Genomic DNA, 13618 nt, shown 5'->3' with positions numbered 1-13618 from the left:
GCTTGATTTTGTAGGTCGGGTAAGCGCTAGCGCCACCCGACACTGCCTACATTAACCCGCTACCGCAATGCGTTTCATATCCGTCATATAGCCGCGCAGTTTCTTACCTACCTGCTCAATCGCATGACTACGAATCGCGTCGTTCACGTCGCGAAGCTGTGCGTTGTCTACCGCGCCTTCCGGGATAGCACTACCCAGATCGCCCGGTTGCAATTCCGCCATAAACGGTTTCAGCAGCGGTACGCAAGCGTAAGAGAACAGGTAGTTACCGTATTCTGCGGTATCGGAAATAACCACGTTCATTTCATACAAGCGCTTACGGGCGATGGTGTTGGCGATCAGCGGCAGCTCGTGCAGTGATTCGTAGTAAGCGGACTCTTCGATGATGCCGGAATCGACCATGGTTTCGAACGCCAGCTCAACGCCCGCTTTCACCATCGCAATCATCAGCACGCCTTTATCGAAGTACTCCTGCTCGCCGATTTTACCTTCAAACTGCGGCGCGGTTTCGAACGCGGTTTTACCGGTCTCTTCACGCCAGGTCAGCAGTTTCTTATCGTCGTTAGCCCAGTCAGCCATCATGCCGGAAGAGAATTCGCCGGAGATGATGTCATCCATGTGTTTCTGGAACAGCGGCGCCATGATCTCTTTCAATTGTTCGGACAGCGCGTAAGCACGCAGTTTCGCCGGGTTAGACAGACGGTCCATCATCAGGGTGATGCCGCCCTGCTTCAGCGCTTCGGTGATGGTTTCCCAACCGAACTGAATCAGTTTTTCCGCGTATGCCGGGTCGGTGCCTTCTGCCACCAGCTTGTCGAAACACAGCAGAGAACCGGCCTGCAGCATACCGCACAGAATAGTCTGCTCGCCCATCAGGTCAGATTTCACTTCCGCAACGAAAGAAGATTCCAGTACGCCCGCACGGTGACCACCGGTGGCCGCCGCCCAGGCTTTAGCAATCGCCATGCCTTCGCCTTTCGGGTCGTTTTCCGGGTGAACGGCGATCAGGGTCGGTACGCCGAAACCACGTTTGTACTCTTCGCGCACTTCGGTGCCCGGACACTTCGGCGCGACCATCACCACGGTGATGTCTTTACGGATCTGCTCGCCCACTTCCACGATGTTGAAGCCGTGGGAGTAGCCCAGCGCCGCACCGTCTTTCATTAGCGGCTGTACAGAACGCACCACGTCGGAGTGCTGTTTGTCTGGCGTCAGGTTAACCACCAGGTCGGCCTGCGGGATCAGCTCTTCGTAGGTGCCTACTTTGAAGCCGTTTTCGGTCGCTTTACGCCAGGAGGCACGCTTCTCAGCAATGGCTTCTTTACGCAGGGCATAGGAAATATCCAGACCGGAGTCACGCATGTTCAGGCCCTGGTTCAGCCCCTGAGCGCCACAGCCGACGATGACCACTTTTTTACCCTGCAGGTAGCTCGCGCCGTCGGCGAATTCGTCGCGGCCCATAAAGCGGCATTTACCCAGCTGCGCCAGCTGCTGGCGCAGATTCAGTGTATTAAAGTAGTTAGCCATGATGGTGTACTCCGTGATGTTGTGTTGTCGCGCTTATTGTTCGGTTTACAGATTGCTATCTGTGCGAATGAACCCACATTACAACAGGAAATTTATTGCGGAAATTGATATATTCACAACGTTATGTTGCGGTTTATGCAACGTCAAAAACCGGAGGTCTGTCTGTGGATTTACGCGATCTAAAAACCTTCCTGCATCTGGCGGAAAGCCGCCACTTTGGCCGCAGCGCGCGCGCGATGCACGTCAGCCCCTCCACGCTCTCCCGGCAGATCCAGCGGCTGGAAGAAGATCTCGGCCAGCCGCTGTTTGTGCGCGACAACCGCACCGTCACGCTGACCGAAGCCGGTGAAGAGCTGCGAGTGTTTGCCCAACAGACGCTTTTGCAATATCAGCAGTTGCGCCATACCCTCGATCAGCAGGGGCCGTCCCTTTCCGGCGAACTCCATATCTTCTGTTCAGTGACCGCGGCATACAGTCATCTGCCGCCGATCCTCGACCGTTTTCGCGCCGAACACCCTTCTGTTGAAATCAAATTGACGACCGGAGATGCTGCCGATGCGATGGAAAAGGTGGTAACGGGAGAAGCGGACCTGGCAATCGCCGGCAAACCAGAAACGCTGCCCGGCGCGGTGGCGTTTTCGATGCTGGAAAATCTGGCGGTGGTGCTGATCGCCCCGGCGCTGCCCTGCCCGGTGCGTAATCAGGTTTCGGTTGATAAGCCCGACTGGTCGACGGTGCCGTTTATCATGGCCGATCAGGGGCCGGTACGCCGCCGCATTGAGCTGTGGTTTCGCCGCCATAAAATCAGCAATCCGCAGATTTACGCCACCGTCGGCGGTCACGAAGCGATGGTCTCAATGGTGGCGCTGGGCTGCGGCGTGGCGCTGCTGCCGGAAGTGGTGCTGGAAAACAGCCCGGAGCCGGTGCGCAACCGGGTGATGATTTTAGAACGTAGTGATGAAAAAACGCCGTTTGAGCTTGGCGTCTGCGCGCAAAAAAAGCGGCTGCATGAGCCGCTAATTGATGCGTTCTGGAAGATTTTACCGAATTAGTTTTACGGCCCTACCATTACCCGAACAGGCTTCCCAATACGGCTAAGCATATTCACCAGAGCATCAATGGTGAATTTGCTGCATTTCTTGTTGACGACATCCGAAACGCGCGGTCGGGATATATGCAAAACTGTAGCAACCTCGGCTTGCTTCATCTGGTTTCGCGTAATCCAGAGGGTAATTTCTTCCATGAGCTGTTCTTTAATGGCTAACGTGTTTTCGATTTCACTCAGGGAATCAGCGTAAAACTTTTCTGCGTCCTGCTTATCAAACCCCAAATCAGCAAAAACATTACCGCCAGATGGCGTCACATGGCGAATATCACTATCAGTTTTGGCAATCACAAGCTGTTTCTCCGTTGTTGCACCACCCGGTTATAACGCGTTCTGGCGATGTTTTTATCGTGCTGACTGGTTTGTTGCGTCTGTTTTTGGAAACTATGCAAAACGTAGAGTGCTTCTTCAAACTTAGCGACATACATAACGCGATAGATACCATTGTTGTCACGAATCCGAATTTCATTTACCCCAGCCCCAATTTCTGAAAACGGTTTCCAGTCATCGGGTTCAATTCCATACTGAATTTTGTGAAGCTGATAACCGACTGCTTTACGTACCGTTATGGGAAAAGCCAGGAGATCCTCCAGAGAAGATCCCACCCATCGAATTTCTTTTTCATTGGAGAGAGCTCGGGTGAGTAACATAACATCCTTGTGTATAAAATTTTATACATTGTTTTTAGCAGGTGCAAGTGATAGCGGTGCTAACGATATGGTGAGCCGAGTTTCACCACAAGCAGATTGGGCGCCTTCTGGAAAACGTCTCGCAAAATTAAATGAGTGGATGCTCCGGGCTGGCAGAAAAGCCCAATAACTGAGGGAAGATAATATCTTGATATTAGGCCCACTTTACTTTGTGGGCCCGAAAAACTAAACGCTGAATTAACCCGCCAGAAAGAACCGGAACGCCGGGTTATTGCTCTCATCATGGCATTCATAGCCCAGCTCATGCAGCCGGGTTTCGAAATCCGGCTCATGATCGCCTAACTCGAACGCCGCCAGCACGCGACCATAATCGGTACCGTGGCTGCGGTAATGGAATAGCGAAATATTCCAGTGCGTGCCAAGCGTATGCAGGAATTTGAGCAACGCGCCGGGCGACTCCGGAAATTCGAAACTATACAAACGCTCCTGTAATGGCTTGGAGGGGCGTCCGCCGACCATATAGCGCACATGCAGCTTCGCCATTTCATCGTCGGAGAGATCCACTACGCTATAACCGCCGTCGCACAGTTGGGTGATAATCTCTTTTCGCTCCTCCAGCCCCTGACTGACGCGTACGCCGACAAAAATACAGGCATTTTTCGCGTCGGCAAAACGGTAGTTAAATTCGGTGACCATACGCCCGCCAAGCAACTGGCAGAATTTGAGAAAGCTCCCCTTTTCTTCCGGAATGGTCACCGCCAGTAACGCTTCGCGCTGTTCCCCCAGCTCGCAGCGTTCAGACACATAGCGCAAGCCGTGGAAGTTGACGTTGGCGCCGGAAAGGACGTGCGCCAGGCGTTCGCCGCGAATATTGTGCTGGGCGATATATTTCTTCATCCCCGCCAGCGCCAGCGCGCCGGACGGCTCCGCCACCGCACGCACATCTTCAAACAGATCTTTCATCGCCGCGCAGATAGCGTCGCTATCGACTGTAATAATGTCGTCGAGATATTCCTGACACAGCCGGAAGGTTTCGTCGCCGATGCGTTTTACCGCCACGCCTTCAGCAAATAACCCAACGCGCGGGAGATCCACTGGATGACCGGCTTCCAACGCCGCTTTCAGGCAGGCGGAATCCTCCGCTTCGACGGCAATCACTTTGATTTGCGGCATCAATTGTTTGATCAGTACCGCTACGCCCGCCGCCAGGCCGCCGCCGCCAACCGGCACAAAGACACGATCGAGATGCGAATCCTGCTGAAGCAGTTCCAGCGCCAGTGTGCCCTGCCCGGCGATCACCATTGGGTGATCAAACGGCGGCACCCAGGTAAAACCCTGCTGCTGCGCCAGCTCAATAGCTTTCGCTTTCGCTTCATCAAAATTAGCGCCGTGCAACAGCACTTCGCCGCCAAAACCGCGTACCGCATCGACTTTAATATCCGCCGTTGCTTTTGGCATGACAATCAGCGACTTCACGCCAAGCCGTGCGGAGGAAAACGCCACGCCCTGTGCATGGTTCCCCGCCGACGCGGTAATCACGCCGTGGGCTTTTTGTTCTTCGGTCAATCCGGCCATCATCGCGTAAGCGCCGCGCAGCTTAAAGCTATGTACCGGCTGCCGGTCTTCGCGTTTGACGAGAATAACGTTATCCAGACGTGACGAGAGCTTTTCCATTTTTTGCAGCGGCGTCACCTGCGCCGCTTCGTATACTGGCGCGCGTAGCACCGCGCGCAGATACTCCGCCCCTTCCGGCGCGACTGACAGTGGTTGAGATTCCGCCATCATCAACCTCCCAGTTTCGATTTATCGCGCACCGCGCCTTTATCGGCGCTGGTCGCCAGGCTGGCGTAGGCACGCAGGGCAAACGAAACCTGACGCTGACGATTTTTCGGCGTCCAGGCTTTATCGCCGCGAGCTTCCTGCGCCTCGCGGCGTGCGGCGATTTCAGCCTCGTTCAACTGCAACTGAATGCTGCGGTTCGGGATATCAATCGCAATGGTGTCGCCATCTTCAATCAGCGCAATAGTGCCGCCGCTGGCCGCTTCCGGCGAGACGTGGCCGATGGAAAGACCCGAAGTACCGCCGGAGAAACGCCCATCGGTGATGAGCGCGCAGGCTTTGCCCAGCCCCATCGACTTCAGGAAACTGGTCGGATAGAGCATTTCCTGCATTCCCGGCCCGCCTTTCGGCCCTTCGTAGCGGATCACGACTACATCGCCTTCCACTACTTTGCCGCCAAGAATCGCCTCTACCGCGTCGTCCTGGCTTTCATACACTTTCGCCGGGCCGGTGAATTTAAGGATGCTGTCATCCACGCCTGCGGTTTTAACGATGCAGCCGTTTTCGGCGAAGTTGCCATACAGCACCGCCAGACCGCCGTCTTTGCTATAGGCATATTCCAGCGAGCGGATGCAACCCGCTGCGCGGTCGTCATCCAGCGAATCCCAGCGACAATCCTGCGAGAACGCCTGGGTAGTACGGATACCGGCAGGGCCAGCACGGAACATTTTTTTAACCGCTTCGTCCTGCGTAACCGTGATGTCGTACTGTTCCAGCGTTTGCGGCAGCGTCAGGCCTAATACGTTTTTCACGTTGCGGTTCAGCAGCCCGGCGCGATCCAGCTCGCCTAAAATACCCAGCACACCGCCGGCACGGTGAACGTCTTCCATATGGTATTTCTGGGTACTTGGCGCCACTTTACACAACTGCGGCACCTTGCGGGACAGCTTGTCGATATCACTCATGGTGAAGTCGATTTCCGCTTCCTGCGCCGCCGCCAGTAGATGCAGAACGGTATTGGTCGAACCGCCCATCGCAATATCCAGCGTCATCGCATTCTCAAACGCGGCTTTGCTGGCGATGTTACGCGGCAGTGCACTTTCGTCATCCTGCTCGTAATAGCGTTTAGTCAGTTCAACAATCCGCTTACCGGCATTGAGGAACAACTGCTTCCGGTCAGCATGGGTCGCCAGCAGCGAACCGTTGCCCGGCTGCGACAGGCCCAGCGCTTCGGTCAGGCAGTTCATGGAGTTAGCGGTAAACATGCCGGAGCAGGAGCCGCAGGTTGGACAGGCGGAGCGTTCAACCTGGTTACTTTGATCGTCAGAGACTTTCGGGTCCGCTCCCTGAATCATGGCATCAACCAGATCGAGCTTGATGATCTGATCGGACAGTTTGGTTTTCCCGGCTTCCATCGGTCCACCGGAGACAAAGATCACCGGAATATTCAGGCGCAGCGAGGCCATGAGCATCCCAGGGGTGATTTTGTCGCAGTTGGAGATACACACCATCGCGTCAGCGCAGTGAGCGTTCACCATGTACTCCACGGAGTCGGCGATCAGCTCGCGCGACGGCAGTGAATAGAGCATACCCCCGTGCCCCATGGCGATCCCGTCATCCACGGCAATAGTGTTGAACTCTTTCGCCACACCGCCGGAAGCTTCAATCTGTTCGGCGACCAGCTTACCGAGATCGCGCAGATGAACGTGACCCGGCACAAACTGAGTGAATGAGTTCACCACGGCGATAATCGGTTTGCCAAAATCACTGTCGGTCATTCCGGTGGCGCGCCACAGCGCGCGGGCACCCGCCATATTACGACCATGGGTGGTGGTGGCGGAACGGTACTTAGGCATGCTTTATTTACTCCCCATCTTTTCCCTTCATACTTCACGCCACAGGTGCGTTGGCTGCCTCACTCACCCCAGTCACTTACGACAGTAAGCTTCTGGGGATTTGCTGCGTTGCCGCCTTCCTGTGACGCAAATTATTTGGGAAAATATTAACTTTATTTATTATGAATTTACCGGATCCAACCAGCCCCATTTATCCTCGGTTTCTCCAGTGAAGAGACCAAAGAAGGCTTGTTGAATACGCTTGGTAACAGGGCCGCAACGGCCTTCACCTACCTGGATACCATCAACGCTGCGTACCGGAGTAATTTCTGCCGCGGTTCCGGACATAAATACTTCGTCGGCCAGATACAGCGATTCACGGGACAGCACCTGCTCGCGCACTTCAATACCCAGCTCTTTCGCCAGTTTGATGATCGCGTCGCGAGTAATGCCTGGCAGCGCGGAAGAGGTAAACGGCGGAGTAAACAGCACGCCATCTTTTACCTCAAACAGGTTTTCGCCTGCGCCTTCGGAGATATAGCCGTTTACATCCAGGGCGATGCCTTCCTGATAGCCGTGGCGGCGCGCTTCGCTACCCACCAGCAGTGAGGAGAGGTAGTTACCGCCCGCTTTCGCAGCGGTTGGAATGGTGTTCGGCGCAGCGCGATTCCAGGAAGAAACCATCGCATCGATCCCCTGATCCAGCGCTTCGGCGCCCAGGTATGCCCCCCACGGGAACGCGGCGATGATGACGTCAGTGGTGTATCCCGGGGGCGGGTTAACGCCCATACCGACATCGCCGACAAATACCAACGGACGGATATAGGCGCTGGTCAGGTTGTTTTTGCGGATCACTTCGCGGCAGGCTTCCATCAGCTCATCAATACTCTGGGAAACCGGAAAACGATAAATTTTTGCTGAGTCGCGCAGACGCTGCATATGTTCACGATGACGAAACACTACCGGGCCTTTGTGAGAGTCGTAGCACCGAATCCCTTCAAATACCGACGTACCGTAGTGCAGCGCGTGGGACATTACGTGAACCTTCGCGTCTTCCCAGCGCACCATCTCGCCATTGAACCAAATGTAATCAGCTTTTTTCGTCGTCATTTTTCTTCCTTTTGCGCTCAGGCGCGGATTTGTTGTGATGTGGCAGCGCTCTGGCAGATCGCGACATGCGCAACATCTACCAGTTTACTTAACTGACTAAACAGTAAGTCGACCGACCGGGGACTGGCAACGGTCAATTCAATATTTATATTCTGCGCATCGGTCGCGGCTTCCATATTCATGGAGCACACCTGAAAACCACGATGGCGCACCACGCGTAAAACACGTTCTAAGGTTTCTGGATTAAAGCGTGCCGATACATTGACCTGATGTTGCATCATGATAATTTCTCCAGCATTTCAGAGTTACTGGCGCCAGGCGGCACCAACGGCCAGACATTTTCAAGTTCGTCGATTGAGACGTGAAGCAGGTACGGCCCTTCGCTTGCCAACATCGTGTCGAGTGCCGCTTCAACCTGGTCTTTACGAGTAATGTGCTGGCCTGGAATGCCGAAGGCGCTGGCCAGCATGAGGAAATCGGGGTTATCGGTCAGGGTGGTTTCGCTATATCGCTCCTGGAAAAACAGTTGCTGCCATTGTCGAACCATTCCTAACCGCTGGTTGTCGAGTAAGACTATCTTCAACGGTAACTGCTTGCGTTTTACGGTGCCCAACTCCTGAACATTCATCATGAAGGAGCCGTCACCGGAGATACAGATAACGGTATCATTCGGTCGCGCTACCTGCGCGCCAACGGCCGCCGGTAAGCCGAATCCCATCGTCCCCAGACCGCTGGAAGTGATGAAGTTCTCCGGGCGGGTGTAAGTCATATGCTGGGCTGACCACATCTGATGCTGCCCCACATCCGTCGTCACCACGCTGTCTGCGGGTTTGCGTTCCGACAATTGCTTCAACAACAACGGCGCATAGATAGTCTCGCCAGGATGGTCATAGCGCCAGGCGTGTTCTGCGCGCAGCTCTGCACAGGACTGACGCCATGCGTCAATCTTCAGCGGTTGCTGTAATGCCGGCAACAGCGAATTTAAATCGCCCTGCAACGCGACGTGTGCCTGACGCAGTTTGTTCATTTCCGCCGGGTCGATATCCATATGAATTACGTTGGCGTTAGGAGCGAAAGTATTCAGCTTACCGGTTACCCGGTCATCAAAACGTGCACCCACTGCGATCAGTAAATCACACTCTTGCACCGCGAAATTAGCCGCTTTAGTACCGTGCATTCCCAGCATGCCCAGATAGTACGGATAATCAGCTTCAACAGCCCCCAGCCCTTTCAGCGTGCAGGTAACTGGCATTTGCGTTACCGCGATAAATTTACGCAGCGCCGGAACTGCCTGCGCCATACCAACACCACCGCCGACGTACAGCATGGGTTTTTTCGCCTGTTCCAGCATCTGGCGCGCCTGTTCAACATCAGCCTGCGGGAAGGTCGCTTCGTTATCAACGGTAGTAAACCAGGGTTCCAGCTCACCGCTGGCCAACTGGATATCTTTCGGGATATCCACCAGAACCGGGCCAGGACGGCCAGCGTTGGCAACTTCAAAAGCCTCTGCCATGATACGAGGCAACTCTGCCAGCGACTGCACCAGAAAGCTGTGTTTGGTACAGGCCAGCGACAGCCCTAACACATCCACCTCCTGGAACGCATCAGTGCCGATGAACGGGGCGGAAACCTGACCCGTGATCGCGACGACGGGGACCGAATCTAACAACGCATCCGCCAGGCCAGTGATCAGGTTAGTGGCGCCAGGGCCGGAAGTGGCGATACAAACACCGGTTTTGCCGGTAGAACGGGCATAACCGATTGCCGCCATTGCCGCACCCTGTTCGTGTCGGCACAACAAATGCTCCACACCACCGTCATACAACGCGTCGTAAACCGGCATAATTGCTCCGCCAGGATAACCAAATACGGTTTTCACCCCCTGCGCTCGCAAAGCATGTACCACCCACTGTGCCCCGTTCATAGTTACATCCCCGTCGTAAATCTTGAGAAACAGAATTTTATGCTGTTATTCACGTTCTGCTCCTCGCTTAAGTTTTTCAGGCCAAAAAAAACCCCCGGACCTTTCGGTGCGGGGGTCTTAGTTCGTTAAGGCTTGATTTCTAAGCCTTTCCTCGTCCAAGTGCAGCCCCGCACGGTGGGATAATAATCACCACCACGCTAATCACGACCAGGCTAATCACTCGTAGAAGGGCTGTCATTTTTGTCTATTCTTGCATCTTGTTCGAAGGAATACCTAAAGAGTTACCATAGGTTTTGCCAATAGCACAAGATATTTTTTTAACCACGTTTCAGATAATGCAGGTGAATGCCTAAAAGTGCTTTGTTTTTTATAAGAAAAATTAGCAACTGAAAAATTTTCACGTTTTCCTCCCCCTTTTGGCGCGCTTTACACCCTGTTTTCCTTCTTTTCGCTTCTGCGAGCGTTCTTCCAGTTTGATGTTTCTTGCCTGAAAATGACGCCAAAATTCAGGAAGCAGCCGCTAAAAAACAAAAAGTCAGCAATTCGATTTTCTCTTTTATTCCGCATAATCCACGTAACAGGAGGGATTATGTCACTGGCGATTGTTCATACCCGCGCCGCACTTGGCGTCAATGCGCCGCCTATCACTATAGAGGTGCATATCAGTAATGGATTACCGGGATTAACCATGGTTGGCCTACCGGAAACCACGGTAAAAGAGGCGCGTGACCGGGTACGTAGTGCGATTATTAATAGCGGATATGAATTTCCGGCTAAAAAAATAACCATTAACCTTGCTCCAGCCGATCTACCGAAAGAGGGCGGAAGGTATGACCTGCCTATTGCTGTTGCGCTTCTGGCCGCGTCTGAGCAGCTTACAGCGTCGAATCTTGAGGCATATGAGCTGGTGGGTGAGTTAGCGCTTACAGGCGCATTACGCGGCGTTCCTGGCGCAATATCAAGTGCAACGGAAGCCATCAGGGCCGGCAGAAATATTATCGTCGCAACAGAGAACGCGGCGGAGGTTGGGCTTATCAGCAAAGAAGGATGTTTTATCGCCGATCATCTACAAACCGTCTGCGCCTTTCTGGAAGGGAAACACGCCCTGGAAAGACCTTTAGCTCAGGATATGGCATCGCCTACCGCAACAGCCGATCTTCGCGATGTGATCGGTCAGGAGCAGGGTAAACGCGGCCTGGAGATTACAGCGGCAGGGGGGCATAATCTGCTATTGATCGGCCCGCCGGGTACAGGTAAAACCATGCTGGCCAGTCGACTGAGCGGGATTCTTCCACCATTAAGCAATGAAGAGGCGTTGGAAAGCGCCGCGATCCTCAGTCTGGTTAATGCCGATACGGTACAAAAACGATGGCAGCAACGCCCCTTTCGCTCACCTCATCATAGCGCCTCACTTACTGCTATGGTCGGCGGCGGCGCAATACCCGCCCCGGGAGAGATATCGCTGGCGCACAACGGAATTTTGTTCCTTGATGAATTGCCTGAATTTGAACGACGCACACTGGATGCGCTACGTGAACCTATCGAATCCGGTCAAATTCATTTATCCCGTACCAGAGCGAAAATAACGTACCCTGCCAGGTTCCAGTTAATCGCCGCAATGAATCCCAGCCCGACCGGACATTATCAGGGAAACCATAATCGCTGCACGCCAGAACAGACACTACGTTACCTTAATCGGTTGTCAGGCCCGTTTCTTGATCGTTTTGACCTTTCGCTTGAGGTACCGCTTCCACCACCCGGAATTCTTAGCCAACACGCCTCAAAGGGTGAGAGCAGCGCTACGGTAAAAAAGCGGGTCATCGCCGCCCATGAACGGCAGTACCGACGCCAGAAGAAGTTAAACGCGCGTCTGGAGGGTCGCGAAATCCAAAAATACTGTGTTTTGCATCACGATGACGCCCGCTGGCTTGAAGACACGCTGGTGCATCTTGGATTATCCATTCGCGCCTGGCAGCGTTTACTAAAAGTGGCCAGAACCATTGCCGACATAGAACTGGCTGACCAGATCTCGCGTCAGCATTTGCAGGAGGCGGTAAGCTATCGGGCGATAGACAGATTGTTAATTCATTTGCAAAAGCTGTTGGCGTGAAAAAAGGGCATTACGCCCTTTTTATTAATCATCAGCTTCGGTGTAGTCTTCTGCGCCTTCAACTTGCGGCTTGCCGCCAGACAAGGTGTGGAAGCGTTTTGGACGCTTGATACGCGTCATATACTTGGACCAGACGCGTTCTGCATCCGTTACCGGCTCGCGTTCGCCGCGACATACCGCTACAAACAGCTTCTCTTCTTCAGTCACAGGCTCACGCTTGCCAAGATCCAGATCATTAAAGGCATGACCATGACGCTCAAGCAGTTGTGCCTCTTTAATCGTGAAATCACCGTGACGAGAGAATCCACGTGGATAATGTTTATTGTCAAAATATCGATTAGTCGTCGTAAAGCTTTCCGCCATCCTGCACGCTCCTAATTCTTTGTCTGAGCTATTTATGGCGCGGAGTATTAGTTACGCTTGACAGAGTGTAAAACAAAACATTTAAATCATAACGACAAATAATTTTGTGGAGAGCACAGTGGATACGGAATTGTTAAAAACTTTCCTGGAAGTTAGCCGGACACGCCATTTCGGGCGGGCCGCAGAAGCACTTTACCTGACGCAATCCGCGGTGAGCTTTCGTATCAGGCAACTGGAGAATCAACTGGGCGTAAACCTTTTTACGCGGCACAGAAACAATATCCGTTTAACCACGGCTGGCGAAAAACTTTTACCGTATGCGGAAACGCTGATGAATACGTGGCAGGCGGCACGTAAAGAGGTGGCGCATACCTCACGCCATAACGAGTTTTCCATCGGCGCTAGCGCGTCTTTATGGGAGTGTATGCTTAACGCCTGGCTGGGGCGACTGTACCAACTACAGGAGCCACAAAGCGGCCTGCAATTCGAAGCCAGAATCGCTCAACGGCAATCGCTTGTGAAGCAACTTCATGAACGCCAGCTTGATCTCCTCATTACTACCGAAGCGCCCAAAATGGATGAGTTCAGCAGTCAGCTGTTAGGGCACTTCACTTTGGCGTTATATTGCAGCAGCCCTGCCCGTAAGAAATCAGAACTCAATTATCTGCGGCTGGAGTGGGGCCCAGACTTCCAACAGCATGAAACCGGGCTGATCGCAGCAGATGAAGTGCCGGTATTAACAACCAGCTCAGCCGAACTCGCCCGACAGCAGCTTAGCGCATTAAATGGCTGTAGCTGGCTTCCTGTAAACTGGGCAAATGAAAAGGGCGGATTACATACCGTTGCCGACAGCGCAACGCTTTCACGGCCGCTATACGCCATTTGGCTGCAAAACAGCGATAAATACTCGCTGATCTGCGATCTGTTAAAAACGGATGTGCTGGATGAACAATGAAAATGATGAAAAGAAAAGGAAGGGAACTCACGATTACCTGATCAGATAATCAGGTAATTTTAGGCAAAAAAAATCCTTAGCAGATGCTAAGGATTATTTCTGGCAGGGGCGGAGAGACTCGAACTCCCAACACCCGGTTTTGGAGACCGGTGCTCTACCAATTGAACTACGCCCCTAATTAGGGTGGCGGAACGGACGGGACTCGAACCCGCGACCCCCTGCGTGACAGGCAGGTATTCTAACCAACTGAACTACCGCTC

General features: G+C 53.5%; 14 protein-coding genes and 1 tRNA gene. 3 read left to right on the top strand and 12 right to left on the bottom strand.

All coding sequences use genetic code 11. From position 1 onward, the window contains the following. Positions 1-51: 51 nt before the first annotated feature. Positions 52-1527: a ketol-acid reductoisomerase gene (gene ilvC / locus ACLJPQ_RS20165; RefSeq protein WP_000024943.1), complete on the bottom strand. Its 1476-nt coding sequence runs from the start codon at positions 1525-1527 to the stop codon at positions 52-54. 164 nt (positions 1528-1691) lie between these two features. Here ilvC and ilvY point away from each other — a divergent pair, with 164 nt between their 5' ends. Beyond that, on the top strand, positions 1692-2579 hold the full coding sequence (ilvY, locus tag ACLJPQ_RS20160) for an HTH-type transcriptional activator IlvY (RefSeq protein WP_000365798.1): 888 nt from the start codon (positions 1692-1694) through the stop codon (positions 2577-2579). 2 nt (positions 2580-2581) lie between these two features. Here the strand turns inward: ilvY and ACLJPQ_RS20155 are convergent, their stop codons facing one another. From ACLJPQ_RS20155 to ilvL, 9 genes are all read right to left on the bottom strand, one after another. Beyond that, the gene (locus tag ACLJPQ_RS20155) at positions 2582-2923 is read right to left on the bottom strand and encodes a helix-turn-helix domain-containing protein (protein WP_000560822.1); all 342 of its coding nucleotides are present in this window, start codon (positions 2921-2923) and stop codon (positions 2582-2584) included. Further along, positions 2920-3237, bottom strand: coding sequence for a type II toxin-antitoxin system RelE/ParE family toxin (locus ACLJPQ_RS20150; protein WP_000535852.1), 318 nt, complete (start codon positions 3235-3237; stop codon positions 2920-2922). Before ACLJPQ_RS20150 ends, ACLJPQ_RS20155 begins: the two co-directional genes overlap by 4 nt. Before the next feature lie 282 nt (positions 3238-3519). Continuing rightward, positions 3520-5064, bottom strand: coding sequence for a threonine ammonia-lyase, biosynthetic (gene ilvA / locus ACLJPQ_RS20145; protein ID WP_001518457.1), 1545 nt, complete (start codon positions 5062-5064; stop codon positions 3520-3522). Positions 5065-5066: 2 nt separating this feature from the next. Continuing rightward, positions 5067-6917 (bottom strand): dihydroxy-acid dehydratase, encoded by a 1851-nt coding sequence (gene ilvD, locus ACLJPQ_RS20140; protein ID WP_001127441.1) that lies wholly within the window; start codon positions 6915-6917, stop codon positions 5067-5069. A 159-nt stretch (positions 6918-7076) separates the two neighbouring features. Next, a complete protein-coding gene (gene ilvE / locus ACLJPQ_RS20135; RefSeq protein ID WP_000208532.1) occupies positions 7077-8006 on the bottom strand; it encodes a branched-chain-amino-acid transaminase in 930 nt (309 codons plus the stop codon). Between the two features lie 17 nt (positions 8007-8023). Then, a complete protein-coding gene (gene ilvM, locus ACLJPQ_RS20130) occupies positions 8024-8287 on the bottom strand; it encodes an acetolactate synthase 2 small subunit (protein ID WP_000983260.1) in 264 nt (87 codons plus the stop codon). Further along, a complete protein-coding gene (ilvG, locus tag ACLJPQ_RS20125) occupies positions 8284-9930 on the bottom strand; it encodes an acetolactate synthase 2 catalytic subunit (RefSeq protein ID WP_080185138.1) in 1647 nt (548 codons plus the stop codon). Before ilvG ends, ilvM begins: the two co-directional genes overlap by 4 nt. Positions 9931-9932: 2 nt before the next feature. Beyond that, complete coding sequence (gene ilvX, locus ACLJPQ_RS20120) at positions 9933-9983, bottom strand: peptide IlvX (RefSeq protein WP_192930503.1); 51 nt, start codon at positions 9981-9983, stop codon at positions 9933-9935. A gap of 86 nt (positions 9984-10069) precedes the next feature. After that, positions 10070-10168: an ilv operon leader peptide gene (ilvL, locus tag ACLJPQ_RS20115; protein ID WP_001311244.1), complete on the bottom strand. Its 99-nt coding sequence runs from the start codon at positions 10166-10168 to the stop codon at positions 10070-10072. Positions 10169-10519: 351 nt separating this feature from the next. On the opposite strand from ilvL, the gene ACLJPQ_RS20110 reads away from it, so the two are divergent. Continuing rightward, a complete protein-coding gene (locus ACLJPQ_RS20110) occupies positions 10520-12040 on the top strand; it encodes a YifB family Mg chelatase-like AAA ATPase (protein WP_000050217.1) in 1521 nt (506 codons plus the stop codon). 24 nt (positions 12041-12064) lie between these two features. Here the strand turns inward: ACLJPQ_RS20110 and maoP are convergent, their stop codons facing one another. Then, complete coding sequence (maoP, locus tag ACLJPQ_RS20105) at positions 12065-12403, bottom strand: macrodomain Ori organization protein MaoP (protein WP_000840996.1); 339 nt, start codon at positions 12401-12403, stop codon at positions 12065-12067. 106 nt (positions 12404-12509) lie between these two features. On the opposite strand from maoP, the gene hdfR reads away from it, so the two are divergent. Beyond that, positions 12510-13358 carry an HTH-type transcriptional regulator HdfR gene (hdfR, locus tag ACLJPQ_RS20100; protein WP_001541181.1) on the top strand — a complete coding sequence of 283 codons (849 nt, stop codon included), beginning with the start codon at positions 12510-12512 and terminating at the stop codon, positions 13356-13358. Positions 13359-13458: 100 nt separating this feature from the next. Here the strand turns inward: hdfR and ACLJPQ_RS20095 are convergent. Beyond that, a tRNA-Trp gene (locus ACLJPQ_RS20095) sits at positions 13459-13534 on the bottom strand. Positions 13535-13618 lie beyond the last annotated feature (84 nt).

Source organism: Salmonella sp. SAL04213, assembly GCF_046550535.1.
In the GTDB taxonomy this organism is placed as follows: domain Bacteria; phylum Pseudomonadota; class Gammaproteobacteria; order Enterobacterales; family Enterobacteriaceae; genus Salmonella; species Salmonella enterica.
Note: the sequence above shows the minus strand (reverse complement) of the source record. Positions and strands in the feature narration are given on the sequence as shown.

Excerpts from the sequence above, each read along its gene's own strand:
- ilvE (WP_000208532.1), bottom strand. The coding sequence starts at position 8,006 with ATGACGACGAAAAAAGCTGATTACATTTGGTTCAATGGCGAGATGGTG.
- ilvG (WP_080185138.1), bottom strand. The coding sequence starts at position 9,930 with ATGAACGGGGCACAGTGGGTGGTACATGCTTTGCGAGCGCAGGGGGTG.
- ilvC (WP_000024943.1), bottom strand. The coding sequence starts at position 1,527 with ATGGCTAACTACTTTAATACACTGAATCTGCGCCAGCAGCTGGCGCAG.
- maoP (WP_000840996.1), bottom strand. The coding sequence starts at position 12,403 with ATGGCGGAAAGCTTTACGACGACTAATCGATATTTTGACAATAAACAT.
- ilvD (WP_001127441.1), bottom strand. The coding sequence starts at position 6,917 with ATGCCTAAGTACCGTTCCGCCACCACCACCCATGGTCGTAATATGGCG.
- ilvA (WP_001518457.1), bottom strand. The coding sequence starts at position 5,064 with ATGGCGGAATCTCAACCACTGTCAGTCGCGCCGGAAGGGGCGGAGTAT.
- ilvM (WP_000983260.1), bottom strand. The coding sequence starts at position 8,287 with ATGATGCAACATCAGGTCAATGTATCGGCACGCTTTAATCCAGAAACC.
- ACLJPQ_RS20110 (WP_000050217.1), top strand. The coding sequence starts at position 10,520 with ATGTCACTGGCGATTGTTCATACCCGCGCCGCACTTGGCGTCAATGCG.
- ilvL (WP_001311244.1), bottom strand. The coding sequence starts at position 10,168 with ATGACAGCCCTTCTACGAGTGATTAGCCTGGTCGTGATTAGCGTGGTG.